Annotated in this window: 18 protein-coding genes; 8 read left to right on the forward strand and 10 right to left on the reverse strand. The window is 68.9% G+C overall.

What is annotated here, in order from left to right; all coding sequences use genetic code 11:
* Genes LXT21_RS20555 through LXT21_RS20565 form a run of 3 tightly spaced genes read right to left on the reverse strand, consistent with a single transcriptional unit; the run spans position 1 to position 2,697 of the window.
* Positions 1–531 (reverse strand): MaoC family dehydratase, encoded by a 531-nt coding sequence (locus tag LXT21_RS20555; RefSeq protein WP_254039841.1) that lies wholly within the window; start codon positions 529–531, stop codon positions 1–3.
* Positions 532–566: 35 nt separating this feature from the next.
* Complete coding sequence (locus tag LXT21_RS20560; protein ID WP_254039842.1) at positions 567–1,799, reverse strand: aminotransferase class I/II-fold pyridoxal phosphate-dependent enzyme; 1,233 nt, start codon at positions 1,797–1,799, stop codon at positions 567–569.
* A 31-nt stretch (positions 1,800–1,830) separates the two neighbouring features.
* Positions 1,831–2,697 carry an HpcH/HpaI aldolase/citrate lyase family protein gene (locus LXT21_RS20565; protein ID WP_254039843.1) on the reverse strand — a complete coding sequence of 289 codons (867 nt, stop codon included), beginning with the start codon at positions 2,695–2,697 and terminating at the stop codon, positions 1,831–1,833.
* 365 nt (positions 2,698–3,062) lie between these two features.
* Here LXT21_RS20565 and LXT21_RS20570 point away from each other — a divergent pair, with 365 nt between their 5' ends.
* From LXT21_RS20570 to LXT21_RS20595, 6 genes are all read left to right on the forward strand, one after another.
* Positions 3,063–3,386 (forward strand): hypothetical protein, encoded by a 324-nt coding sequence (locus LXT21_RS20570; protein WP_254039844.1) that lies wholly within the window; start codon positions 3,063–3,065, stop codon positions 3,384–3,386.
* Between the two features lie 240 nt (positions 3,387–3,626).
* Positions 3,627–4,376: a hypothetical protein gene (locus LXT21_RS20575; RefSeq protein WP_254039845.1), complete on the forward strand. Its 750-nt coding sequence runs from the start codon at positions 3,627–3,629 to the stop codon at positions 4,374–4,376.
* A 129-nt stretch (positions 4,377–4,505) separates the two neighbouring features.
* The gene (locus tag LXT21_RS20580) at positions 4,506–6,344 is read left to right on the forward strand and encodes a bifunctional metallophosphatase/5'-nucleotidase (RefSeq protein WP_254039846.1); all 1,839 of its coding nucleotides are present in this window, start codon (positions 4,506–4,508) and stop codon (positions 6,342–6,344) included.
* 310 nt (positions 6,345–6,654) lie between these two features.
* Positions 6,655–9,120 (forward strand): ABC transporter permease, encoded by a 2,466-nt coding sequence (locus LXT21_RS20585; protein ID WP_254039847.1) that lies wholly within the window; start codon positions 6,655–6,657, stop codon positions 9,118–9,120.
* Positions 9,121–9,189: 69 nt separating this feature from the next.
* Positions 9,190–9,897 (forward strand): hypothetical protein, encoded by a 708-nt coding sequence (locus tag LXT21_RS20590; protein ID WP_254039848.1) that lies wholly within the window; start codon positions 9,190–9,192, stop codon positions 9,895–9,897.
* A 428-nt stretch (positions 9,898–10,325) separates the two neighbouring features.
* The gene (locus LXT21_RS20595) at positions 10,326–12,842 is read left to right on the forward strand and encodes an SBBP repeat-containing protein (protein WP_254039849.1); all 2,517 of its coding nucleotides are present in this window, start codon (positions 10,326–10,328) and stop codon (positions 12,840–12,842) included.
* Positions 12,843–12,915: 73 nt separating this feature from the next.
* Here the strand turns inward: LXT21_RS20595 and LXT21_RS20600 are convergent, their stop codons facing one another.
* The 4 genes from LXT21_RS20600 to LXT21_RS20615 all read right to left on the reverse strand — a co-directional run bounded on the left by LXT21_RS20600 (position 12,916) and on the right by LXT21_RS20615 (position 16,471).
* Complete coding sequence (locus tag LXT21_RS20600; RefSeq protein ID WP_254039850.1) at positions 12,916–13,545, reverse strand: TetR/AcrR family transcriptional regulator; 630 nt, start codon at positions 13,543–13,545, stop codon at positions 12,916–12,918.
* Positions 13,542–13,859 carry a DMT family transporter gene (locus tag LXT21_RS20605; RefSeq protein WP_254039851.1) on the reverse strand — a complete coding sequence of 106 codons (318 nt, stop codon included), beginning with the start codon at positions 13,857–13,859 and terminating at the stop codon, positions 13,542–13,544. The genes LXT21_RS20600 and LXT21_RS20605 overlap by 4 nt, the downstream gene beginning before the upstream one ends.
* 23 nt (positions 13,860–13,882) lie before the next feature.
* Positions 13,883–14,623, reverse strand: a complete 741-nt coding sequence (locus LXT21_RS20610) for an SDR family oxidoreductase (RefSeq protein ID WP_254039852.1) — start codon at positions 14,621–14,623, stop codon at positions 13,883–13,885.
* A gap of 168 nt (positions 14,624–14,791) precedes the next feature.
* Positions 14,792–16,471: a hypothetical protein gene (locus LXT21_RS20615; RefSeq protein WP_254039853.1), complete on the reverse strand. Its 1,680-nt coding sequence runs from the start codon at positions 16,469–16,471 to the stop codon at positions 14,792–14,794.
* Between the two features lie 199 nt (positions 16,472–16,670).
* Here LXT21_RS20615 and LXT21_RS20620 point away from each other — a divergent pair, with 199 nt between their 5' ends.
* Complete coding sequence (locus tag LXT21_RS20620; RefSeq protein WP_254039854.1) at positions 16,671–17,771, forward strand: alkene reductase; 1,101 nt, start codon at positions 16,671–16,673, stop codon at positions 17,769–17,771.
* A 46-nt stretch (positions 17,772–17,817) separates the two neighbouring features.
* Here the strand turns inward: LXT21_RS20620 and LXT21_RS20625 are convergent, their stop codons facing one another.
* Positions 17,818–18,534 (reverse strand): hypothetical protein, encoded by a 717-nt coding sequence (locus LXT21_RS20625; protein WP_254039855.1) that lies wholly within the window; start codon positions 18,532–18,534, stop codon positions 17,818–17,820.
* A 221-nt stretch (positions 18,535–18,755) separates the two neighbouring features.
* Here LXT21_RS20625 and LXT21_RS20630 point away from each other — a divergent pair, with 221 nt between their 5' ends.
* Positions 18,756–20,207: a hypothetical protein gene (locus LXT21_RS20630; RefSeq protein ID WP_254039856.1), complete on the forward strand. Its 1,452-nt coding sequence runs from the start codon at positions 18,756–18,758 to the stop codon at positions 20,205–20,207.
* Between the two features lie 4 nt (positions 20,208–20,211).
* Here LXT21_RS20630 and LXT21_RS20635 read toward each other — a convergent pair whose 3' ends face one another.
* Entirely contained in the window at positions 20,212–23,697 is a 3,486-nt protein-coding gene (locus LXT21_RS20635) for an Ig-like domain-containing protein (protein ID WP_254039857.1), read from the reverse strand.
* Positions 23,698–23,861: 164 nt separating this feature from the next.
* Positions 23,862–24,059: a hypothetical protein gene (locus LXT21_RS20640; protein WP_254039858.1), complete on the reverse strand. Its 198-nt coding sequence runs from the start codon at positions 24,057–24,059 to the stop codon at positions 23,862–23,864.
* Positions 24,060–24,326: the final 267 nt, after the last annotated feature.

A 24,326-nucleotide genomic window follows, 5' to 3' on the forward strand; every position in this document is an offset into this window, starting at 1 on the left:
TCAGTACCTGGCCCTTTCCTCGACGGCGTGCGCGCGGGTGGGGACCAGGAAGCTGCGCTCGAAGGAGAGGAAGACCTCGCCCTTGGCGGTGAGGCCCACCGTCTCGCAGGTGATGATTCCCTCGCCAGCGCGGCGGGTGGACAGGCGCGCGGAGAGGATGCGGCTCTCCGCGTAGAGCGTGTCGCCCGCGAAGACGGGGTGGGTGAGGCGAATCTTGTCCCAGCCCAGGTTGGCGGTGGCCCGACCGCTGGTGCTGCGCACGCTCATCCCGCAGACGATGCTGAACGTGACGAGGCTGGAGATGAGCGGCCGGCCCCACACCGTCTGTTCGCAGTACGCGGCGTCCAGGTGCAGCGGGGACGGGTTCATGCACAACGTGTTCATCCACACGTTGTCGGCCTCCGTCACCGTCCTGCCGGGGCGGTGCTCGAAGACGTCCCCCACGGTGAAGTCCTCGTAGTGGAAGCCGAGCACCTCGCGGTAGCGCTGGGGGCCGAGCTGCTTGTATCCGGTGATGGCGCTGCCCTGCATGGCGTGACTCCTCGTCGGCGGGAGGTGGGCGTGGCTCAGAAGCGGGAGAGGATGTCCTGCACGTCGTCGCAGAAGACGCGGACCTGCTCCTCGCTCATGTCCGCGCGCATCATCACGCGCACCCCCGCCTCGCCCCGGGCGACGACGGGGAAGAACACCGCCGAGCAGTAGTAGCCCCGCTGGTACAGCTCCGAGGACAGGCGGATGGCGCGCGCCTCCTCGCCCACCTGGATGAGGCGGATGGGCATCCCGTTGCCTGCGTTGGGGGAGGGGAAGCGGCTGTCGAAGAGCTGGATGTTGCGCGCGAGCCGTCCCTGCAGCTCGCGCAGCTCCGGCGTGTGGTGAAGCGCGATGCTGGCGAGCGACGCGCCCACCGACGGCATCTGGAGGTTCTGCGACCAGGCCAGCGGCCCCGCGTTCCGGTAGAGGAAGTCGAAGCTCTTCTCGCTGCCCAGCATGGCGATGCCGCCGGAGCTGCCGAAGGCCTTGGCCAGCGAGGCGACCACCATCGTCAGGGGATTCATCTTCAGCCGCGAGCGGACGTAGCCCTCGCCGCGCTCACCCGTCAGCGCGAGCGAGTGCGAGTCATCGATGTAGAGGAACAGGCCGTAGCGCTCCTGGAGCTGGAGCAGCCCCTCCAGCGCGATGAGGCCGCCCATGGAGTAGGCACCGTCGGCGACGTAGGCCACGCGCGGGTACTTCTTGCAGACGTCCTCCAGGTAGTTGAGGTCGTTGTGCGGGCTGGTCAGCACCAGGCTCTCATCGCCGCAGATGGGCTTGATGTAGGCCATGGAGAAGTGACAGTAGCGGTCGAACACCATGACGCGCGGCTGGCCGTCCTCGGTGACGTGGCCGGAGGCGAGCAGTGGGAGGATGCCCGCCGTCAGGGCGCTGCAGGTGACGCCGGGCAGGGTGGGGCAGCCGTAGAGCTCGCGCAGCTCCTCTTCCAGCCGCGCCATGAGCTTCAGGCGGATGCGCAGCGTGGACATGGCCAGGCTGTTGGTGCCCGCCTCCTGGAGCGCGTCGATGGCGCCCTGGAGGATCTTCGGGTGGTGGTTGAGGCCCAGGTACGAGCATGAGCAGAGCGTCATGAACTCGTGGCCCGACGTGGTGTCGGCGAGCCGGTTGTTCGACTCGAAGTCCACCTTGATGCCGATGAGCCCGTTGTCCTTGGCGTGCTGCCAGCCACGGTCCCCCACGGCGATGAGCTTCTCGTTGTTGCGATAGCGGCGGGGACCCAAGACGCTCTGCTCGTTGCTCGTTTCCATGGGGATTCCTCCTGGGGAAGGGGGTGGGGCGTCAGAGGGAGCGCGCCGGGCTGTCGGCCTCTCGGGGGCCGAACTCCTCGAGTGTGCGCCTGGCCGCCTCGACGAACGGGGCACCCATCATGGTCCCCTCCACCACGCAGATATTGAAGTCGCGGGCCTGGCTCTCCTGGACGATGGTCCGCGCCTTGCGCAGCGTGTGTTCGTCCGGGGAGAACGCCTGGTTGATGACCTCCACCTGGCGCGGGTGCACGGCGGCCTTGCCGCTGAAGCCCATGCTCCGGGCGAGCTGACACTCGCGGCGCAGGCCCTCCACGTCGGACATGTCGAACAGCGGCGAGTCGACCACCTGCACGTTGGCGGCGCGCGCTGCGGCGACCAGCCGGGAGCGCGCGTAGTACAGAGGCTCCCAGGAGAGCGACGCGCCGATGCTGAAGGAGTAGTCCGCCGAGCCGAACACCAGCGCCTTGAGCCTGGGCGTCGCGCAGGCGATGGCGTGCACGTTCTCCACGCCGCGCGGGGTCTCCACCAGGGCGAGCAGGTCCACCTGCGAGCAGCTGGCGCCGAGCACCTGCTCGACGATCTCCAAGTCCCGGGGAGACTCCACCTTGGGCACCAGCACCGCGTCCGGCTTGACGGCGTAGTGACGCAGGGCGAGCAGGTCCTTGAGCCCCTCCGGTCGGGTGACGGTGTTGATGCGGATGGCGCGGCGGCTGGGGCCCTTGGGCGCGGAGAAGAACGCCTCCGCCTGCTGGCGGGCCGTGTCCTTGTGGCTGGCGGCCACGGAGTCCTCCAGGTCCACCAGGCTGATGTCCGCGCCGGACTGCTGCCCTCGGGCGAAGCGGTCCACGACGAGCGCGGGAGTGAACAGGATGGAGCGGCAATACCGGGTGAACTTCATGGTCGCCTCCGGAGGTGGGCCTGCCCTGCTCGCACCCGTCACGTCGCCGCCCGTGAGACTCCGGGCGGCCCGCTCGAGGCGCGATGAATCAGTGTTTGTCTGGGTACTCTCGTCGGCCGGGAGGCGTCAAGAAAATCTGCAAGCAATTGCAGGTTCGCCGCGTGCTATGTCTTGATATGTCTTTCTGCGTGTGAATAGGTGTAACCACGTGCTGCCATGTTTTTGTGAGACTGGATTGAGACTGGAGTTGTCGGGACCCAGGGACGGTTAACCCGTATGAAACGGTGCTCGATTCGCCGTGAATGGCTGACACGGCATGTCATCGGATTGCCGCACCCGCACAGGCGGTGATATCTGCCGCGGCCATGCGAAGCCCTCCGCACCTTCTCGCCGCCGTCCTGCTCCTGGGTCCCTCGTGTGCGTCGATACCGACGGTGGAGCGTGATGGCTTCCTGCTCGGCGCGGAGTCCTGGGGGCGCGACGAGCACGCCGCCCGTTCACAGGCCGCGTTCACCACGCAGTGCCCGGCCGAGCAGCTGGTGATCCTCGTGCTCTCCTCGAGCAGTGGCCCGAAGGTGGCCAGCGATGCCCGGAGTGTCGGGGTGACGGGGTGTGGGCGGCAGACGAGCTGGGTGCGCCTGGGCAACAACACCTGGGCGCTCAACAGCGACAGTCCGAGCGCGCCGTAGCGCTAGTCGAGGCGTGTAGAGCCCCGCTCCGCTCGAGGCATATCCGCTGGCGATCATCTCGGGGTCGACGTCGAGTCCCGTGAAGTCGTGCTGCTCACGCAGCCACCGAAGGGCCTCGTCGGGAGACAGCCATCGCTGAAGCTCGAGCACGGTCTCCTCCGGGGGAGGCCTCCACCGATCTTGGCTCGGGTCTTCACCTTCACTCCAGGGTAGAAGGGAGTCCTCATCGAGGAGCCGCGCATGCTGCAACGCCCAGCCTATGTCCCCGAGTGGATCTCCACCGCTCCGATGACCTTCCGGTTCAACAACGAGATCTCCCTCGCGCTGGACAACCCGGGAAACATCCCGGAGTGGCTGGGGGACCCCCTGTGGCGCGTGAACTACAAGGGCAAGGCGGCGCTGGGCCTGGCGTGCATCGAGTGGGTCGCGTGGCGCCTGGCGGGACTGACGGACGTCACGGACCTGCTGTCCCGGTTGGAAGCGGCGTGGGCGTCGATGGTGGCCCTGCCGTACTCGAAGAACCTGGACTACGACGGGGTGTCGAACGACGTGATGAATCGGGGCAACCCCGACGGGCCGCGCCAGGACGCGCTGATTCGCGTGCAGGACCTGAACTTCGTCTTCAAGAAGGGCCGACATCAGATGTCGATGGAGGCGGGCAAGTGCGCCGCGCTGGGGCTCCACATGCTTCCTCCGGACGCGGACTTCGAGCCCTGGCTGCGGCGTGCCCTGGACGCCCTGGCGAAGAATTGCCCCGCGGGAGAGGTCGACCAGCCGAAGGGCAAGGTCAAGGTGATCGACCACAGCGCGCAGCGCCCGGTGCCGCGCGAATGGTTCGAAGCCCTCTCGACGCCTGTCGACGACGCCGCGGACCGCGCCGCGTGGGACCGCTTCCTGCGCGGGCTCGAGCCCTCCGCGAATCCCTACCTAGTCCCCGCGGACACGCTGCTCGCCGAGGGCTTCACGGGGCCGCTCTATCGCATGGACTGAGGTCGTGCGGTGCGTGGCGTGAGTGTTGAATCCCTCACGACAAGGCCTTCCGGAGACGTCAGAGCGGGACGCTAGGGTGCCCCGCGTCAGGCAATTCGTCTGGCATGACTCGTTGAACGAGGTCTCCTGATGCGTCTTCTTGTTCCGCTGCGCGCGTTGCGCGCCGCCTCCCTGTGTCTCGTGGGTGCCTGCGCGTTCCTCACCGCTTGTGATTCCGATGACAAGCCGCCCCGGCCCACGCCCCCAGACACCTCGCCGCGCAAGCTGACGCTGCTGCAGACGAGCGACCTGCACACCAACATCTTCCCGTGGGACTACTTCAGCGGGAAACCGGATGCGAAGCGCGGCCTCGCCAAGGTGGCCACGCTCATCAAGCAGGCGCGAGAGGCGAACCCGGACTGCACGCTGCTGGTCGACACCGGCGACACCCTCCAGGGCACGCCGCTGGGCACCTACTACGGGCTGGTGGACAACACGCCCCGCCACCCCATGGCCGTCGCGATGAACGAGCTGGGGTACGTGGCCATGGCCGTGGGCAACCACGAGTTCAACTATGGCTTGGGCGTCCTCGACAAGTTCAAGAGTGAGGTCGACTTCCCGGTGCTCGGAGCCAACGTGCGCAAGAGCGCGGACGGCGCCGAGGCCTTCCAGCCCTACGTGCTCACGGAGGTCTGCGACGTGAAGGTCGGCATCCTGGGCCTGGTGACGCCGGGCGTGACGACGTGGGAGCGCGCGGAGAACATCCCCGGCCTGCGCTTCGACGACCCGGTGGAGACGGCGCGGGCCTATGTGCCGAGGATGCGGGAGGCGGGCGCGGACGTCATCGTGGTGGCCATCCACGGTGGCCCCGACAAGCAGCCCACCGGCAGCGCGAGCAACCCCGACGCGTGGCTCGTGGACTACGCGGATGACTCGAAGTGGGCGGACCGGGGCAACCTGCCCGGGGAGAACCCGGCCGTGCAGATTGCGCAGGGGGTGTCCGGCATCGACGTGCTCCTCACCGGGCACACGCACCAGCCCATCCCGAAGATGCTGCTGAAGAACCCGGAGGGCCGCGAGGTGCTCCTCACCCAGCCCAACCGCTGGGGCAGCCACCTGGCGGATGTGGAGCTCCAAGTCACCTGGAACGGCGAGCGGTGGGGCGTGGACACCCATGACTCCCGGCTCCATGTCGTGGACGAGCAGGTGGCGGCGGATGCCACCGTCACGCAGCTGACGCAGCGCTACCACGACACCACGGTGACGTACGTGAACCAGAAGATCGGCTCGACGACGGCGGCGTTCCCGGGAGGCTTCGCCGCGCGCTACGTGGACAGCCCGCTCGGGGACCTCATCAACATCGTCCAGGAGGAGGCCGCGCGCGAGGCGGGCTTCGACGTGGACTTCTCCCTGGCGGCCATCTTCACCAACGACGGCGCGCTGCCGGCCGGTGACGTCACCCTGCGCGACGCGTACAGCATCTACATCTACGACAACACGCTGTATGTGATGGAGATCAACGGCTCCATCCTCCGGCGCGCGCTGGAGATGAACACGCTGTATTTCGCGAGGCTCGACGCGGCGAACCTGCCCGAGCGGCCCGAGGGCGCCAAGGCCAGCTCACCCGTGGTGGCCGACTACAACTGGGACCTCTACTCGCGCATCGAGTACGGCTACGACCTGACGAAGCCCGCGGGCTCCCGGCTCACGCACCTGCGCTTCGAGGGCGCGGAGGTCCGGGACGACCAGGTCTTCGTCGTCGCCATCAACAACTACCGCGCGGGTGGCGGCGGTGGGTACGCCATGTTCAAGGAGGGCAAGGTGCTGTGGACCTCCGCGGACGGCGTGCGTGACTACGTCGCCCGCTACATGCAGTCGCACCAGGGGCTGTCTCCCGACGCGGTGAACACCTGCAACTTCACGCTCGCGCCGGACCTGTACACGCGCTACTTCGCGGCCACGCTCGGCCCCGCGAAGTGCGGGCCCTGAACGCAGGGCGACTGACGTCACGTCATCCCAGGGGACGGGCGCACGCCTCCGGTGCGCTCGTCCCCCAAGCCTTGGGTGGTGAAGACATCCTGGGGCACGGTCATCGACGGATTGCTCGTCTTCCACGAAGAAGCGCCACTGTGTCCGCGGGCTCCACCGCCCACGTCGCGCGCGGAGTGAGGGCAGGCCGCGGCGGCCGCGCACGGGCGGTATGTCGCCGTCGGAAACGCGCCGCCACGGTGCAATCATCCGCCGCCGCCTCCGTAGGCGCCCATCGAGGCGCCCGCCGAGGCGCCTGGAGGCTTCACGCGTGGACATCCTCATCAGTGGCGTGCGTCAGACGCTGCGTGCCTTGCGACGCAGCCCGGGCTTCACGCTGGGTTGCATCCTGCTGCTCGCGGTGGGCATCGGCGCGAGCACCGCGCTCTTCAGCGTGGTGGAGGGCGTCCTGCTGCGCCCCTTGCCTTATCCTGACTCCGAGCGGCTCGTGGAGCTCTCGCAGCTGGGGGTGAAGGGCCAGTCGATGCGGTTCTCGGACCCCAACTTCGAGGACGTGCAGGCCCAGAGCCGCACCGTCACGTCGCTGGCCCAGGTCTCCAACTCGGCGAGCGTCGCCGTCACCGGCTCGAGCGAGCCCACCTTCGCCTCGCTGGCGTGGGTCTCTCGCGAGTTCTTCCCCGCCTTCGGTGTGCCGTCGGCACAGGGGCGCGTGTTCGCCGTGGACGAGCAGCAAGCCGGAGGCGCGCCGGTGGTGGTGGTGAGCCACGCCTTCTGGAAGCGGTACCTGGGCGCGCGGCCGCTCCCGTTGGACGGGACGCTCACCTTCGAGGGCCGCGCCTACACCGTGGTCGGCGTGATGCCCGAGTCCTTCGACTACCCCGCGGGCACGCAGCTGTGGATTCCGCGGGAGCTGGAGCCGCGTCTTCCGAGCCGGACGGCCCACAACTGGCGCGTGGTGGGGCGGCTGGCGGAGGGCGTCAACCTGGCGGCCGCGCGGGCGGAGCTCACCGGCATCGCGCGCGAGCTCGTCGCGGTCCACGGCCAGGGCACCAACATGCGCGATGTCTCCGTGGTGCCGGTTCGCGAGCAACTGGTGGGCACCGTGCGCCCCACGCTCTACATGTTGCTGGGCGCCGCGGCCTTCCTGCTGCTGGTGGCGGGGGCCAACGTCACCAACCTGCTGCTCGCCCGCGCCGCGTCGCGAGGGCGTGAGCTGGCGGTCCACGTGGCGTTGGGGGCGGGGCCGGGCGCGCTGGTGCGGCGCTTCATCATGGAGTCGCTCGTGTTGTCGCTGGCGGGTGGGGTGCTCGGCGCCTTGTTCGCCACCTGGAGTGTGCACGCGTTGCTCGCGCTCGAGCCGGGCCACCTGCCGCGCGTGGAGGAGGTGGAGGTGAACGCCACGGCGCTCCTGTTCGCGCTGGGGTTGTCGCTGGTGCTCGCGGTGGGGTTGGGGCTGGTGACGGCGCTGCGCTCGGGGCGCCAGAGTCCGTGGGCCGCGCTGACGCAGGCGGGGCGCACGCAGTCAGGCGGTGGGAGCGCGGACCGGGCGCGGCGTGCCCTGGTGGTGGGGCAGCTGGCGCTCGCGCTGGTCCTGCTGGTGGGCGCGGCGCTGCTCGGCCGCAGCATGATGAGCCTGCTGTCGTTGGATCCAGGCTACCGCACCGAGGATGTGGCGGTGCTCAGCCTGGTGCTCCCTCCCGTCGAGAAGAACGACGCGGTGCAGGCGGGGCAGAACGTCCGGTTGCAAGAGGAGCTGCTGTCGAGGCTGGGCGCGCTGCCCGGGGTGCGCGCGGTGGGGGCGGTGAGCGTCTTCCCGCTCGAGGGAGGCTCGGGCGGTGACGGCACCTTCCTGGTGCTCAATCGCCCTGACGAGGTGAAGGACTTCGGCGACTTCGGGCGACTGGCGCAGGAGGCCGAGCGCACGGGCGTCGCCGAGTACCGCGTGGCGAGCGAGGGCTACTTCCACGCGATGGACATCCCGCTGGTGCGCGGGCGCCTGTTCGATGTGAATGACACGATGCAGTCGCCGCATGTGGCGGTCATCAGCGAGTCGCTCGCCAAGGCGCGGTGGCCCAACGAGGAGCCGCTGGGCAAGCTCATCCAGTTCGGCAACATGGATGGGGACCTGCGTGCCTTCACCATCGTCGGCGTCGTGGCGGACGTGCGAGAGCGGGGCCTGGACGAGGCGCCGAAGCCCACGTTCTACGGCTGCTCCCGGCAGCGGACGCGGGCCTTCTCCCACTTCCATGTCGCCGTGCATGGCTCCATCGGCTCCTCGGCCCTGGTGAACGCGGCGGGGCCGGTGCTGCGCGAGCTCGCTCCGGAGCTGCCCTCGCGCCTGAGCACGGTGGAGAGCCTGCTCACGGGCTCGCTGGCCTCGCGGCGCTTCAGCCTGTTGCTCCTGGGGGCCTTCAGCGCGGTGGCGCTGCTGCTCTCGGTGGCGGGACTCGGCGCGGTGGTGTCCTACGCGGTGGCGCAGCGCACGCGGGAGTTCGGCATCCGCTTCGCCCTGGGGGCCACGGCCGAGGACGTGCTGCGACTGGTGCTCCGGCAGGCGGTGGTGCTCGCGGGGGTCGGCGTGGCGCTCGGGGTGGTGGCGGCGCTGGGCTTGGGACAGGTGCTGTCGGGCCTGGTGTACGGCGTGAGCACCGCGGACCCGCTGGTCATCGCGGGCGTGGCGGTCCTCCTGCTGGGCGTGGCCCTGCTCGCGAGCTGGTTGCCGGCCCGACGCGCCTCGCGCGTGGACCCGATGACGGTGCTCCGCTCGGAGGCGTGAGTCACGGTGGGGACGGCCTGGTGTCGCCGTCCACCGCACGACGCGCCTGGCCCTGGTGCGGGCCAGGCGTTGTCTCGTGCGCCCATGGAGGCGCTGGCTCGGCTGGAGCCTGGAGCCGACTCCCGCCTCCAGCGAGAGGCCCTGCTCCAGGACATCGAGCTGCGGCTGCTCCTGTTCTCGACGACGCTCTCGAGTGTGTCCGCTGAGCTGGAGTGCGAGGCCCGGCGCACGGCGCAGATGGCGAGCCTCCTCGACGCCAAGGAGACGCGGCGACAGACGTTGCTCACCGTGTCCTCCATCGTCGTCGGCGCGTTGACCACCACCGTCACCGCCATCTCCAACGATGACCGGGCCAACGACATCCTCGACATCACGGGCGGTGCGGTGGGCGCCGGGCTGGGGTTGGCCGCGCTCTTCTCGTCCCCCTCGCTGGACTTCGAGCACCCGAGGAACCTGCTCGCGGACATCTGGCGACACCCCGCGCGCTCCGCGGACTTCCCCGCGTCCCTCTGGTTCGTGCTGAGCCACAAGGACTTCAGCAACGAGCAGCGCTACGCCATCCGCCACAACGTCTGTGCGCGGTGGATCGCGTCCGGGTACGTGGATGACTCTGTAAGGGGTGGCCCCTACTTCGGCCAGGGTGGGCGCTACACCCTGGCCGAACTCCAGACACGCGCGAACATGCTGGGCGAGCTGCAGGCCGCGGTGCGCCTCATCCACCAGAACCTCCAGTCGCTCCTCCTGAAACTCGTCACTGTGTCGAGAAACGGCGACTGACGTGAGGAGCGCTCCCCCACGAGAACTCTTCACCCGCGCCGCCCGCGCGGGCGTGAGATGTCAGGGTTTCCCCGCAGAGACAAAAAAGACATCACGACATGTGGCGCCAAGAGGACGCGGGTTGAGGTGGTGTCGGACCTGTGTCGACGTTTTTGATTGCGCATTGCGAAATGCTGCGGGTGTCGCGAGTTGCTATTGCGGGACGTGAGGTCTGACGGCCTTGCTGTCTTTCATTGTGGGGGATTCAGATGCGTGCATGGATTCTAGGAGCGTGTGCCTTCGTGGCATTGCCCGCGATGGCGCAGGTCCCGAATTGGATTTGGCACCGAGGCACCGCGAACGCGGACCGAGGCCGCGCGGTGGCCGCGACCGCGGAGGGCGTCTACTCCACGGGCGAAGCGACGGGGTCACTCGATTCGAGTGCTCCCATGGGGGGCTCCGACGTCGTCGTCACCAAGCACCTGGCCAATGGCACCAAGGTCTGGTCCACGATGCTCGGCACGTCCGCCCTCGAAGTGGGCACGGGCATCGCCACCTATACGGTGCCGGCGACGCCGCAGCTCTACGTCACCGGTTACACCACCGGGAGCTGGGGCGCGGGAGCCCTGGGCGGGCAGGACGCCTTCCTGGCCCGGGTGAATCCGGCCAACGGAGCCCTCCAGTGGGTGCGCCAGTTCGGCACCACGGTGCTGGACCAGGCCCAGGGTGTGGCCACGGACCCCGCGGGTTCCATCTACGTGGCGGGAAACACGGCGGGCACACTGCCGGGAAACACCAGCGCGGGCGGCCAGGATGGCTTCCTCGCCAAGTATGACTCCGCGGGCACCCAGCTCTGGGTTCGCCAGTTCGGCTCGTCACTGGCCGAGGTGGTGCGAGGCGTGGCCGCGGATGCGAACAACGATGTCTATGTCGTTGGCTCCACGACGGGCACGTTCGCCACCCCCAACGTCGGTATCCCCCCCACTACTGACTTGTTCATCGTGAAGTACAACAGCGCGGGCGTCCAGCAGTGGCGACGGCAGATGGGAACGATGGGCTCGGAAACCATCTACGGTGTCGCCACTTCGCGGCTGTCGAGTGGGGTCGTCAATGTCTACGTGGTGGGCTACTCGGATATGCCTTTCGACGGGCAGCCCAGCGCAGGCGGCCAGGACGCCATCATCGTGAAGTTCGATGGCGCCGGGACCCGGATCTGGTCCCGCCAGTTCGGAACGGCTGGGAGTGAGATGGCCCTCGGCATCGCCTCCGATGGAGGTGCGAACGTCTACATCACGGGGCGCAGCAACTACGACTTCGCCACGAATTCGCCGAACTCCTCGTACGACTTCTTCATGCAGAAGTACGACTCAGGAGGCGGACTGCTGCTCACGCGTCAGTTCGGCTCCACCAACATGAACGACCCCGCCATGCAGGATGACGTCGGCAACGGCGTCGCCGCGGACATCAATGACAGCGTCTACGTCACGGGCTCCACGCAGGGGGAGTTCGTCAGCTCACCACTGCCGAACGCCGGTGGCGATGACTACGTGGTGTTCCGCTACGAGGACGGCTGTCAGATCAACACGCCGGGCCAGTGCGGCATCGGCTACGGCTGGGGTGACCCGCACCTGGTCACCTTCGACAACCGCCACTACGACTTTCAGGGAGCCGGCGAGTTCATCTTCGTGGAGAGCACGGACGCCAACGCGCCCATGGTCGCGCAGGCGCGCATGCAGCCATGGGTGAACAACAACCGGGTGACGGTGATGACGGCGGTGGCGACGAGGCTGGGTGCGAGCCGGGTGGGCGTCTACCTGACGACCAGCGGGCACGAGCTGCGCGTCGACGGCGTGCTGACCTCCGTTACGGTGGGGGACACCGTTCCCGTGGCGGGCGGCGGACGCGTCCTGCGTCGGGACGCGGCGTCCTATGTGCTCTCGTACCCGGGTGGTGACAAGGCACTCGTCACGCTCAACGGCACGTACATGGACTTCAACTTCGCCTTGAAGCCGACTCGGCGCGGCAAGATTCGCGGCCTGCTGGGCAACTACGACGGCGTCGCGACGAATGAGTTCGCGCTGCGCAATGGTACCCAGCTGTCGCCGACGCTGTCCTTCCCTGAGCTCTATGAGGGGCCGACCAGCTTCGCCACGAGCTGGCGCATCTCCCAGTCCGAGTCCCTCTTCGACTACGCCTCCGGGCAGAGCACGGCGACCTTCACCATCCCCGGCTTCCCAGCGGTGCCCGCCACGGTCGCCGACCTGCCCGCGACGGAGCGGGATGCGGCGCGGAACCGGTGCCTCGCGGGCGGCGTCCAGACGGGCATCTTCCTCGACAGCTGCACCGTGGACGTCGCGGTGACCCAGGACACGAGCTTCATCGCAACCACGGCCCGGGTGCAGGCTCAGGCCCAGGCCCAACGGGGACCCCAGGCTCCGGCCCCCGTGCCGGCGGGGAACCGGCTGTACTTCTCGAACTTCGGCGCCGCGGTGGGCCAGGAGTGGAGCTCGAACCAGATCTCTCGAACCCCGAATGGGGTGCAGGCCTTCCTGGGGCCGTTCACCAGCCAGGTCCTCCGTTTGACGCTCCCGGCCACGGGCAAGTCCGGAATCATCTCGCTGAACTTCGACCTGTACATCCTCGATGGTTGGGACGGAGACGCCAATCCGTCCGCGAACAGCTGGTACGTACAAATCATGTCGAGCTCCTGGGGTGGCACTTTCTCCAACACGTCGAGCACCCAGTCCTACCCGCGTCCTGGTAGCGCTGCCCGGACCAGCTCCATCGCCAACAACACGCTGGGCTACGAGGCGGGAGACTCCATCTACCGGCTCAAGTGGCGGTTCGACACGAATGGGACGTCGCCCATCGTCGTGAGCTTCTACCGTCCGGTCAGTGCCGCCTCGAATCCGCTCCTGGCGGCTCCCACCTGGGGCCTCGACAACGTGGAGGTCACCCAGGAGTAGCGGCCCGTTCCTCCCGCCTCCTCCGGCCGCATCCGCCGGAGGAGCGCGGAGGGGGCAGGCGCCTGCTCACGGCTCAACGGCCGGAAGGCCACGCGAGCATCGCGGTGTCGATGATGGCGTTGAGCTTCGCGGCGGACGCGCCGTCACGGGCCTGGATGGACAGGCCCTCCAGCACCGCGGTGTAGAACGCCGCGAGCTTCTCCACGGGTGTGCCCGCGGGCAGCTCCTTCTGCTCCACGCCGCGCTGGAGCCTGCGCTCGAGCGCGCGCTCACCGCTCCGCCGGTTCTTCGCGAGGAACGTCCGGACCGGCTCGTTCTCCGGCGCGCCGAGCAACGACGCCAGGACGATCATGCAGCCCCGGGGCTTGTCGCTGGCCGTGTAGGAGCGTGCATTGGCGCGCAGCATCTGCTCCACGGCGGCCCGCGCGGTGGGGGCCTCCTCCAGCTCGCGGGTGACGGGGCGCCCCTCGGTCTTGTCGAAGAGCTCGACGGCCTCGCGGAAGAGCGCCTCCTTGCAGCCGAAGACGGCATAGAGGCTGGGCTTGTTGACGCCCATGGCCTCGACGAGGTCCTGGATGGAGGTCCCCTCGTAGCCCCGGGCCCAGAACACGCGCATGGCGGCCTCGAGCGCCTCGTCCCGGTCGAAGCTCCGAGGCCGGCCCAGGGGGGCCGAGGTCTTCTTGCTCGCTCTGCGAGTCGTCATCCGTCGATGGCCCTCAATCCCGCGACACCGGCCCCAATCAACACCAGGCAGAGGATGCGCGCCAGGGAGATGGGCTCGCCGAGGAACATCATCCCGACGAGGGAGACGCCAGCGGCGCCGATGCCCACCCACACGGCATAGGCCGTCCCGACGGGCAGGTGCTTCAACGCGACGCCCAGCAGCACCAGGCTGGTCAGGGCGATGCCGATGCCGACGACGCTCGGCCACAGGCGCGTCATCCCCTCGGACTGCTTGAGCGCGAGCGCCCAGGCAATCTCGAGGGCGCCCGCGACCACCAGGAGCAGCCAGGCCATGGGGGCCTCCTCCTACCGGGCGCTCACGCGTTGATGCCGCCGTCGACCGCGATGGACGCCCCGGTGATGAAGCGTCCGCCGGGGCCCGCGAGGTGGCCCACGGTGGCGGCGATGTCGTCAGGCCCGGCGAACTGCTTGATGGCCATCAGCGCCAGCTCCCCCGCGGCGTGGGGCCCGTCCGCCGGATTCATGTCCGTGTCGGTGGGCCCGGGGTCCACCACGTTCACGGTGATGCCACGCCCGCCCACGTCGCGGGCCAGTCCCTTCGTCAGTCCAATCAGCGCCGACTTGGTCATCGCGTAGAGCGTGACGCCGCCATGGGGCACCCGCTGCGCGAAGCACGTGCCGATGGAGATGATGCGGCCACCCTGCTTCATGTGGGCGAGCGCGGCCTGCGAGGCGACGAACACGCCCCGCACGTGGATGGAGAGCGTCCGGTCCAGCTCCTCGACGGTGACGGCCTCGAAGGGGCCGGAGGGGAAGACCCCGGCGTTGTTGACCAGGATGTCCAGCCCACCGAGCACCGCCGCCGCGCGGTCCACGCTCTTGCGTACGGCGTCCACGTCCCCGCTGTCCGCCTGGATGGCCACGGCGTGCTGCCCCTGCGCCTCGAGCTCGGCCACCAGCCGCGCCGCCTTGTCCTCGGAGCGCACGTACGTGAAGGCGACGCGCGCGCCCCCCTTCGCCAGATGCCGGACGATGGCGGCGCCGATTCCGCGTGCGCCACCCGTCACCAATGCCGCCTTGCCCGTGAAGTCACCCATGTGTGTTCCCTCGACTTTTGAACCGGTCGTTCAGAAATAACTATGAGCCAGGGGCCGCCGTGGCAATGATTTCGAACCGAGCGGTTCTAAAATGCGAGGAGACGGGGCCGGCGCTCGTGACGGGGGCCGCCGCGAGCGCCGGTGGGGCCTCGAGGGAGCACCGCTACGTCACGGCGCCGGCGGAGCCAGGTCCGGCACCATGGGGACGCGGCGGGCACCGGGGCCATTGGGCGTGGCCGCGCTGTTGTTCGTCACGCGCCGCATCAGCGAGCGCAGCTTCGGGGCGTCCTTGCGCACGTTGGCCACGAAGGCCGAGGGCGCGGTGGGCTCCACGTAGAAGGCCACGGTGCCCACCGTGGCGTCCGTCACGTAGGCGCCAAAGTCCTGGAGCGCCTGCGCCACCATCTTCCCCTCCGCGGTGAGGCCCTGGGCGTTGAGGTCCACGGTGGGTGGAATGGCGAAGTACGCGCCCATGGCCACGCGGCCCTTGTAGGTCGTCTCGCTGCCCCAGTCCTGCTCGGTGGCGGGCCAGACGTAGCCCTTCGCGGTGCCGTAGCCGCTGGCGTCGTAGCCGCTCCCGCCGCCGCTGTAATACAGCTGCACGCGGTCCACGGCGATGGCCAGCGCGTGCTGAATCCTCCCCGTGTACTTCGGGTGCGTGGACGTCGTCTCCCAGGCGCGGATGAGGCCGCCCACCGCGGAGCCGCCGTACGCGCGCACCCCGTTGCGAGGCCCCAGGCCGGAGCCGTAGAGGTCGATGGTGTGGTGTCGCCCCACGCGGTACGTGGTGGTGGACTGGCGCGTGGTGGCCCACGCCTCGTCGATGAACGTGCGCTGCGGGTTGACGACGTGCATGTGCGCGTCCGAGCCGGCCGCGATGGCGGCGGTGGCGGGCACGAAGTAGGTGCCGCTGCGCGACGAGTCGTTGTAGTCCGTCACCGTCGCCCACGGGTCCGTGCTGGCCGCGAAGGTGATGGGGTGGGAGTACTGGTTCCAGTTGGCCCAGGTGGTGATGCCCACCCCGTTGAGGCTGGTGGCGATGAAGTCCCGTGTCGCCGGGTCCGTGGTGTCCGCGTACGTCGCGCCCTGGCCGATGGGCAGGTTCCACACCGAGTTGGAGCGGAACGGCTGCAGCGTCGCGTCGCGCGTCCCCTGCGTGTAGACCCTGAACTCGTCGAAGCGCGCCAGGTTGTCCTGGCTGCCGAGCAGGCCGACGCGGGTGGCGTACTGGTGTGTGGAGTCGTTGACGCCGCCCTTGTGCACGCCGTTGATGTACACGTCGATGCGGGTGTCGCTGGCGCGGACCTCGAGCACGTCGCCCGCGACGGGGGCCTGGGCAATCTGCAGCGGGAAGGTCTGCGTGCCGCCCAGGTAGCGGGTGAGGAAGTACTTCCCCTGGGCCGTGTCCGTCGCCAGCTTCCAGTTGTTCGTCCGGTCGACGAAGCGGAAGGTGAGCCCGGAGTACTGGCCCAGCGTGGACAGCGTCACCAGCACGCGCACGTTCGCGGTGGCGGGCACGGTGGTGTAGTGGTCCTGCCAGGTGCCGTCATCGCGGGAGAGGTAGGCGCGGCCCGACTGGATGCCCCAGATGGCGCCCCACTGCGGCGTGGACGCCCACGCGTGGACGCCCTGCTCCAGGCTGTACAGCCGCGAGTCGTGGTTGGCCCGCGTGAAGGAGTCATACAGCTGGGCATCCGAGGCTGCCTGCGTCGCGGCGGTCAGCGAGTCCTCGGGTGTCTCACCGGGCTCCAAACCGCCACACCCCGTCCCCAGTGACAACAGCGGAAGTATCAGCGGAAGGAGCGTGGGCCGGGTGGCCCGCTGGAGGTTGCTGGCGAAGGTGCGCATCTCGTCTCCTGTGGCGCGCTCGGTGCGAAAAGCGCGTTTTGCAATTTTATCCAGGAGGAGTCTGGGATGAGAAGTCGCGTCTCCGTGATGCGCGCCCCGGCGGAAATCTTCACTTGGAGGGCGCCTCGAACACTTTGTGGTGACGCGGGAGGCAGGTCGTTACGCTGGCCGGAATTTTCTCCATCCCCCGAGACGCACCATGCCGACCCTCTTCGACCCGACGCACGCAGGTGACCTGCGACTCGCCAACCGCATCGTGATGGCGCCGCTGACGCGCAACCGCTCGCCTGGCGCCATCCCTCCGGACCTCGCCGTCACCTATTACGCCCAGCGCGCCACCGCGGGCCTGCTCATCAGCGAGGCCACCGCCATCAGCCACCAGGCCCAGGGCTATGCCGACGTCCCGGGGCTCTACGCTCCTGAGCAGCTGTCCGCGTGGAAGAAGGTCACCCAGGCGGTGCACGAGGCGGGAGGACGCATCGTCACGCAATTGTGGCACGTGGGGCGCGTGTCGCACACGGAGCTGCAGCCGGGCAACGGGGCGCCCGTGGCTCCCTCGGCCGTCGTCGCGAAGACGCGGACGGTGCTCTTCCGGGACGGGGTCCCCACGTTCGAGCCCACGTCGGTGCCTCGCGCGCTGGAGCTGACGGAGCTGCCCGGCATCGTGCAGGACTATGTCCGCGCCGCGCGCGCCGCGGTGGAGGTGGCGGGCTTCGATGGCGTGGAGATTCACGGCGCCAACGGCTACCTGCTGGACCAGTTCCTCAAGACGGGCTCCAACGAGCGCACGGACGAGTACGGCGGGAGCATCGAGAACCGCGCCCGGCTGCTCTTGGAGGTCACCCGCGCGGTGATTGACGCCGTGGGCGCGGGGCGCACCGGCATCCGCCTGTCGCCCGTCACCAACGCCAATGACGCGTTCGACGCGAACCCGCAGCCGCTGTTCGAGCACGTGGTGCGCGAGCTGGCGAAGCTGGGCCTCGCGTACATCCACATCATCGAGGGCGCCACCGGAGGCCCGCGTGAGCTGGAGGACCGCCCGTTCGATTACGTCGCGCTGAAGAAGGCGTACCGCGACGCGGGCGGCAAGGGCGCGTGGATGGTGAACAACGGCTACGACGGGGAGTTGGCGCGCAAGGCGGTGGAGGAGGGCGCGGACCTGGTCTCCTTCGGTCGGCCGTACATCTCCAATCCGGACCTGGTGCGCCGCCTGCGCGAGAACGCGCCCCTGGCCCAGCTGGACAAGAAGACGCTCTATGGCGGCGGCGCCAAGGGCTACACCGACTATCCCACCCTCTGAAGCGAAGGGGCCCGCGCGGAGCACCTCTCCGCGCGGGGGGCGGGCTTCAGCGCGCGAGGCGCAGCCGGCGATAGACGAGCAGGTGTCCGAGGAGCGCGGCCTGCACGAGGACGATGGGCAGCCAGATGAAGGGCGCGGTGGTGATGAGGGTGCTGCGCGGCTCCGCGCGGAAGACGCCCTCGAACAGCGGTGAGGACAGGTTGGCCACCGTCACGATGGTGACGAGCAGCGCGAGCCCGGCGGTGTTCCAGAGGGTCATCATCGCCGGGGACGCTCTTCCCCGCGCCGCGAGCCACGCCACGATGGGCGCGCTGAGCCCCGTGAGGATGTCGAAGTTGAGCCCCTCGAAGGTCATCTCGATGGGGAGCGTGCCCTCCCGATGAAGCGCCCAGAGCACCCACTCCACGGGGATGCGGAAGACCTGGAACCCGATGAGGGCGCCGAGCGACAGCCCGCGCGCCAGCCGCTCCCCGAAGCGTGAGAACGCGAGGACGAAGGTCAGGGCCACCGTGGGCAGGAGGGCCTTGAAGATGTCGGGAGGTGCGGAGCGCATGTCCGCGAAGGCTCCGCGTGCGGCGAAGATGCCCGTCAGCCCCATGACCAGGGCGATGATTCCGGCGGAGAGGAGCGTCCACCCCGCCGTCTGGCGTGGTGTCTCCCCGAGCCGTCGTCCCGCGCGCCAGGTGGACGCGATGAAGAGCCCGGCCATGGACAGGACCAGCAGGACGAAGGCGCTCGTGACAGGGGTCGAAGGGGACGGCATCGGTGCGCTGTCTCGAGGGCTCGTGGAGGGGGCCAGTAGAGCACGGAACCCGGGCCCATGTTTCAGTCTCGTCTCACCCTGCTGTCATCCGGTTGCGTCTTGCGCGAACGCAGCCGAGTCCTCCCCAGACGCAACACGTACATCCACCTGGGGGCTCCCCAGTGGATGACCCTGGTCTGTCTCTTGCTCAGGGCTCGTGGTTCAACTGAGAGGGGGAGTCGATGAAGAAGTATCAGTGCCCGGTGTGCTCCGGGACGTGGCGCAGCGCGCGAGACAGCATCCTCTGTCCCTGCTGCCCGGTGCCCGTGCGCCCGCCCACGCCCACGCAGGCCGAGGTCGCCCAGGGCGCACAGGCCGCGTGTGCCCTGTGCAAGGGCGCCTTCAGTGTCTCGGCGGGGCAAGTCGCCCTGCGGTGTCCTTCTTGCGCCGTGGCGCTCAATGCCATGGAGCTCGAGCAGAAGGCCTACAACGACAGTGAGCGGGAAGAGGTCGCCGAGAGCGTGCCCCAGGATGTCCGGGTCCTGGGGCCCGCCGTGCGTCAGCTCATGGGGCAGCGCGATGGCTCACGCCGGGTGCTGTGTCTGGGCTGTAGCAAGGACATCTCCCGGGTGTTCCTGATGACGGATGGCGATGACATCAGCATGGTGAGCCTGGACCGGAACTTCACGAAGCAGCGGCTCGCGCTCTTCGACAAGGAATGGCCCCACCGGGTGATGGCGACGATGCTGGAGAGCAAGCTCTCCGAGACGGTGGTGTTGACGCCCAAGGTGGGGGCGGTCCGCCGGCTCTATGTGCGGCTCTACGACATGGGCTACGACTCGTTCTTCGCCCGCAGAGACCCGAACTGGCGCGCCGACGTGCTCGTCGACAAGATGTCCTGGCTCGCGGATTGTCCGACGGCGCTGGCGCACGCCCTCCACTGTCTCAAGCCAGGAGGGTTCTGGATCTCCGACGTGAGGTTCGCGCCCATGGCGGACTGGATGTTGAGGTTGATGGGCCTGGAGGCCGTCACCGAGCAGCTCCCTCCGCAGCTTCGCTACAAGAACTGGGGCTTCGCGACGGTGCAGCTCTACAAGAAGACCCGGGACCTGCCGCTGGCGGACTGCCTGTATGCGATGTTCTTCTGGTCCCACGTGTTCAAGAGCACCAACATGGTGCGCACCAGCCTGGAGTCCACCGAGCCGGTCGGGTGGATCGACCTCGGGGCCTACAACGCGTACGCGCTCCTGTTCGAGGCGCTGTTGAAGTCGAGCCCCGCTCCGAATGAGGCGAAGGTCGAGGGCGTGAAGTGGTGGCTGGACACCCTGAAGCTCTTCGAGGTCGCCGTGAAGACCCAGAGCCCGCCGGTCGAGGTGAAGTCACCCGGCGTGGACGAGAAGCATGGCTCCAGTGGGAAGCAGCAGCAACAGGAGGAGGAGGAGGTCGACGTGAGGGGCCCGAACATGGCCAGCGAGTTCCCGTCGATTGGCCGCGCCATCCTGGAGCTGACCGCCGAGCAGAAGTCGAAGCCCGAGGATGAGCAGCTCAACCCCTTGCGTGTCCAGAAGACGGTGCTGCTGAGGCTCGCCGTCGTCGGGGCCCTGCTGGAAGGCAAGGGCGGCATCTTCAAGGTCATCCAGGTGCCGGCAGACCCACAGCTGATGGGGGCCTACCGGCTCAAGCGGGTGGGATGACGACTCAGGGGCCCCAGACCGGTCCGCTCGGGGTGACGCTCATGCCCTGCACCCCCGAGCGCAGCGGCGTCAGGGTGACAGCGCCACTGGCGGCGTAGCCGAACGCGCCGCCCGTGCTCTGGATGCCCTTGTCGAAGCTCACCACCGCGCTGCCCCGTGTCGGATGGGTCATCGTCACCGTGTACGCGGTCGACGTCTCGTTCAACGCGAGCGACAGGTTCGCGGCCGCCGTGTCCTTGGCCTGGACCACGTGCAGGAAGTGGCTCACCACCTGGCCCTGCGTCTCCACCTCGCCGCGGAACTGGCCGACGGGGTAGGTGTATGCGCCATTGGGACGAAGCGGGCCGCGCTCGTCGATGACGCGGCGGGTGGGGCTCGCCGGGACGAGCGTGCTGACGCGCAGCTCCTGCGTCCCGCGGGTCGCCGACCAGGTGTTGCCCGTGAGCACCGGGCTCGAGGGGAAGTGAATCAGGAACGTCTTGTCCACCGAGGCGTCACCCTGCGAGCTCTCCATGCGGTCGAACACGACGAGCGTGTCGAGCGGCCTCACGAACAGCGCCTCGCGCACCACCCGGCCCGCGGAGGGATTGCCGACCTCCGCCTCGCGGTGCGCCCAATCGTCGTTCACGTCGTACGCGCCCGTGAGGTCCACCGCGGCGTAGTGGGCGTGCGTGGACGACTCGAGGCGCAGCATCTGCGGCGCGTGGTGGTAGTAGCCCACCGTGCCCAGCCCGTCGAAGAGCAGGGTGTTGTGCGCCACCGGTGATTCGGTGTCCACTGCCCCCGTGCCCGCGTAGCCGACAATCTGGTTGGCGTAGCCCACCGTCTCGCGCGCCAGGAACTCACCGGCACGCCACAGCTGGAAGTTGCCGGAGTCGCGGTGTGCGTGGCCCGCGTTGGAGGTGATGCCGAACTGGAGGTTCACCATCGTCGCGTCGGGCGCCCACGCGGTCTTCGCGTACAGCTGTCCCAGGCCCTCGGCGCGGTAGTCGAGTGGCAGCGTGGACAGGTCCCTCGCCTGCACCGACGCCAGCGTGTCGCTGTAGACGTAGCGCACCAGCCGGTCGTCAATCGGATGGCCGGTGAGCTCCAGGAAGCGCTTGGCGTAGCCCGCGATGGGCTGGTCGGCCCACTCCTCGATGAGCGGCGCCAGGTAGCTGCCCAGCGACGTCTGCGCGGTGTTGCTGGGGTCCCATCGGCTCAGCCACCGCTCGTCGTCGTTGAACGGGAAGGTGTCATACAGCTGGAACTGTCCCATCCGGCTCGGGCCCGGGGTGGTGGAGTAGATGGACCAGAAGACGGTCTCCCGGAAGTAGTCGGTCTGGTCCCACAGGTCCTGGCCATACAGGCCGAGCGTGGTGAACGGCACCGTCATGTAGCCGAACGTCCGCCGGCCATAGGTGGAGCCCTCGTGGGGCGCGCCGCCCGCGGCCGCCCCGTCGAGGTAGGGCTTGAGCGAGAACTTCCACCGCGAGCTCATCGCGTACTGGAGGAGCTGGTTGGCGTAGGGCTGGTTCTCGTGCCAGCTGGCGATGGCCCACAAGAGCGAGTTGCGGAAGTAGCCCGTGTAGTAGTTGTTGCCCTCCATGCCGATGCCGCCCCAAGGGTTGTCATTGAGCGCGGCGATGACGGAGTTCCACCGTGTCAGCAACAGCGTCTGCTCCGCCGGGAGCAGGTGGGCGAAGCACCAGTCATAGGTGAGGATGACGGCCTCGCCGTACCAGCGGGCGGGGTCGCTGGAGACGGTGTTCTCGCTGATGGGAACCTGGGTGTTCACCGCCCAGGTGATGGCCGAGCGGCAGGACGCGGCGGCGCCGGTGATGAGCGAGTGCATGGCGGCGTCGATGGCCTGCTCGGGGCCCTGCACGTTCGCCACGGGTGTGTAGGGATTCAGGGCGAAGTACGCCTGGGCCCGCGCCAGTCGGGACGCGTTGAACCAGACGCGCGGATGCGCCACCGGGATGGCGAGCACCACCGGAGGCCCGTTGGCGATGGTGAGCTGGATGGGCGCGGAGGTGGTGAGGTTGCCGGCGCGGTCCCTCGCCACCGCCGTCACGGGGAAGGTGCCATCACCCACCAGGGTGGTGGAGAGGTTGAACCAGTACGGGTAGCTGGTGTCCTCGGCGCCCTGGTTCTGTCCATTCACGCGCAGCTGCACGCCCGCTACGCGGATGTTGTCGTAGGCGTCGACGCGAATCTGCACGGTGCCGCCCACGGTGGTGCCCGTGGCGGGCGAGACAATCTGCACCTGGGGTGGTGTGGTGTCCGGCGGTGGCGCGCTCACGGTGATGGAGATGGGCGCGGAGACGGTGACGTGGCCCGCGGCGTCACGCGCCACGGCGGTGAGCTGGCGCGGGCCGTAGGGCTGGAGCGTCTCTGTATCGAGCGTCAAGGCCCAGGGCGCGGCCAGGTCTGCCTCGCCCACCTGGACACCGTCGAGCTGCACGTGCACCCGGGTGACGCCCACGTCGTCCGTCGCGCTCATCCGCACCGTGAACGGGCCGCTCACCGTCTCGTTGGGGGCGGGCAGGGTGACCTGCACCTGGGGCGGCGTGGTGTCGACAATCACGTTGTCGAGGGTGATGCGCACGGAGGCGGAGGTGGTGAGGTTGCCGGCCGCGTCGCGCGCATGCGCCGTCAGGACATGGGTCCCATTGCGGAACAGGCGCGTGTCCAGCGTCCCCGACGACAGGTCCCGCCCGTCGATGCGCAGCTGCACATGGGCCACGCCGACGTTGTCGCTCGCGCTCGTGACGACGTTGACGATTCCGGCCACCGTCGCGCCCGTGGCCGGCGCGGTGATGGCGACGGTGGGCGGGGTGTTGTCCGCGCGGGGCACGGGCGGGGTGTACTCGAGCGTGAGCACCGGCCTGCGCTCCGGCTGCGTCGCCAGCTGGGTGAACACCTTGGCCACCCGGCCCACGCGGGTGTTCGCCAGCATCACGCCCTGGTTGGTCGACGGGTCATCCACCCAGGACTGCACCACCGCCACGTCGAGCGGCACGTCGATGACGTTCACCACCACGGGGAACGCATCCAGCTCGAAGGACTTCCCCGCCACCTGGTCCGTCCCCTGTCCCACGGCGCCCAGCCGCTCCCACTCCAGCCCGTCGTCACGGAACTGCCAGCCCAGGCCCGCCGCAGCGGCGTTCCAGGGCGTCTGGACGTACGTACCCCGCAGCTCGAAGTCGCCGTTGTACGTCTCCACGGCCACGCGCAGCGTCGCGCCCTGCACCACCGCGCCGCTCGGAACCCCCAGCTGCGGGAATCGCAGCAGCGTCTGGACCTCGTAGTCCTCTGTCTGGAAGACCCCGAGCAGCGCCTCGTTGCGGTGCGCGGCGCCGTTCTGGGTGATGCCCTGGCTGGTGATGGCCACCGCTTCCGAGGCAGTCACCGGCGCGGTCACCGCTTGCGAGCGGCTCGCCGTGGTGGGCGGCGCCTCTGGCGTCTTCGTGCACCCGAAGAGCACGAGCGCGGTGAACAGCCCCATCCACCTCGCAAGGCGGCTTGTTCCTGAGTTCATTGTATGGCGGGTCCTAGCCTGTCGTTGCAGGCGAGTCCACCCGTCCCCCCGCAATGACAAGGTGCGCCCAGGGCTGCCCTCACGGCGCGCCAGGGGCCCGGTCCGTCACGGACCTCGGTGCGGGGTCCGTCTCAGAGCGCGGGTTGGTGGCCCTGGAGCTGGGCCGCCACCTGACGCTTGAGGGCCTGCAACTGCTGGAGCTTCGCCTTCAGCTCCTGGCGCATCTCCCGCTCGTCGGTATGGAGGACCTCGTCGTGCAGCTCCTCGATGCTCTCCGCCAGATTGGCATTGAGGAGATTCATCTGCTGCTGGGAGAGCTCCAGGACCATGGGACACCTCTGTGTCAGCGCAGGCGGAACACGGCAAAGCCTAGCATGCGTGTGCTCGGCGCCCCCAAACCGCGCCCCTCGCCAATGCCTGTCGGAATGTCGGCTGGCCCACAGCCTGGGTCCCGAGTCCCGGTCGGCGTCGCGCGTCACCGACGGGCGCGAGCGCTTCCATTGGACTCCAGGGAGGACCCCACCCCCTACGGGCTTCCCGAGGGGATGGGGCGCTTCGTGACGGCGTGGCGCCCCGGTGAGTCGAGGCGCCTGTGC

It is taken from the genome of Myxococcus guangdongensis (assembly GCF_024198255.1).
Lineage (GTDB): Bacteria > Myxococcota > Myxococcia > Myxococcales > Myxococcaceae > Myxococcus > Myxococcus guangdongensis.

Excerpts from the sequence above, each read along its gene's own strand:
- LXT21_RS20595 (WP_254039849.1), top strand. The coding sequence starts at position 10,326 with ATGGGGGGCTCCGACGTCGTCGTCACCAAGCACCTGGCCAATGGCACC.
- LXT21_RS20600 (WP_254039850.1), bottom strand. The coding sequence starts at position 13,545 with ATGACGACTCGCAGAGCGAGCAAGAAGACCTCGGCCCCCCTGGGCCGG.
- LXT21_RS20575 (WP_254039845.1), top strand. The coding sequence starts at position 3,627 with ATGCTGCAACGCCCAGCCTATGTCCCCGAGTGGATCTCCACCGCTCCG.
- LXT21_RS20555 (WP_254039841.1), bottom strand. The coding sequence starts at position 531 with ATGCAGGGCAGCGCCATCACCGGATACAAGCAGCTCGGCCCCCAGCGC.
- LXT21_RS20635 (WP_254039857.1), bottom strand. The coding sequence starts at position 23,697 with ATGGGGCTGTTCACCGCGCTCGTGCTCTTCGGGTGCACGAAGACGCCA.
- LXT21_RS20625 (WP_254039855.1), bottom strand. The coding sequence starts at position 18,534 with ATGCCGTCCCCTTCGACCCCTGTCACGAGCGCCTTCGTCCTGCTGGTC.
- LXT21_RS20570 (WP_254039844.1), top strand. The coding sequence starts at position 3,063 with ATGCGAAGCCCTCCGCACCTTCTCGCCGCCGTCCTGCTCCTGGGTCCC.
- LXT21_RS20565 (WP_254039843.1), bottom strand. The coding sequence starts at position 2,697 with ATGAAGTTCACCCGGTATTGCCGCTCCATCCTGTTCACTCCCGCGCTC.
- LXT21_RS20580 (WP_254039846.1), top strand. The coding sequence starts at position 4,506 with ATGCGTCTTCTTGTTCCGCTGCGCGCGTTGCGCGCCGCCTCCCTGTGT.
- LXT21_RS20610 (WP_254039852.1), bottom strand. The coding sequence starts at position 14,623 with ATGGGTGACTTCACGGGCAAGGCGGCATTGGTGACGGGTGGCGCACGC.
- LXT21_RS20640 (WP_254039858.1), bottom strand. The coding sequence starts at position 24,059 with ATGGTCCTGGAGCTCTCCCAGCAGCAGATGAATCTCCTCAATGCCAAT.
- LXT21_RS20615 (WP_254039853.1), bottom strand. The coding sequence starts at position 16,471 with ATGCGCACCTTCGCCAGCAACCTCCAGCGGGCCACCCGGCCCACGCTC.
- LXT21_RS20630 (WP_254039856.1), top strand. The coding sequence starts at position 18,756 with ATGAAGAAGTATCAGTGCCCGGTGTGCTCCGGGACGTGGCGCAGCGCG.
- LXT21_RS20560 (WP_254039842.1), bottom strand. The coding sequence starts at position 1,799 with ATGGAAACGAGCAACGAGCAGAGCGTCTTGGGTCCCCGCCGCTATCGC.
- LXT21_RS20605 (WP_254039851.1), bottom strand. The coding sequence starts at position 13,859 with ATGGCCTGGCTGCTCCTGGTGGTCGCGGGCGCCCTCGAGATTGCCTGG.
- LXT21_RS20620 (WP_254039854.1), top strand. The coding sequence starts at position 16,671 with ATGCCGACCCTCTTCGACCCGACGCACGCAGGTGACCTGCGACTCGCC.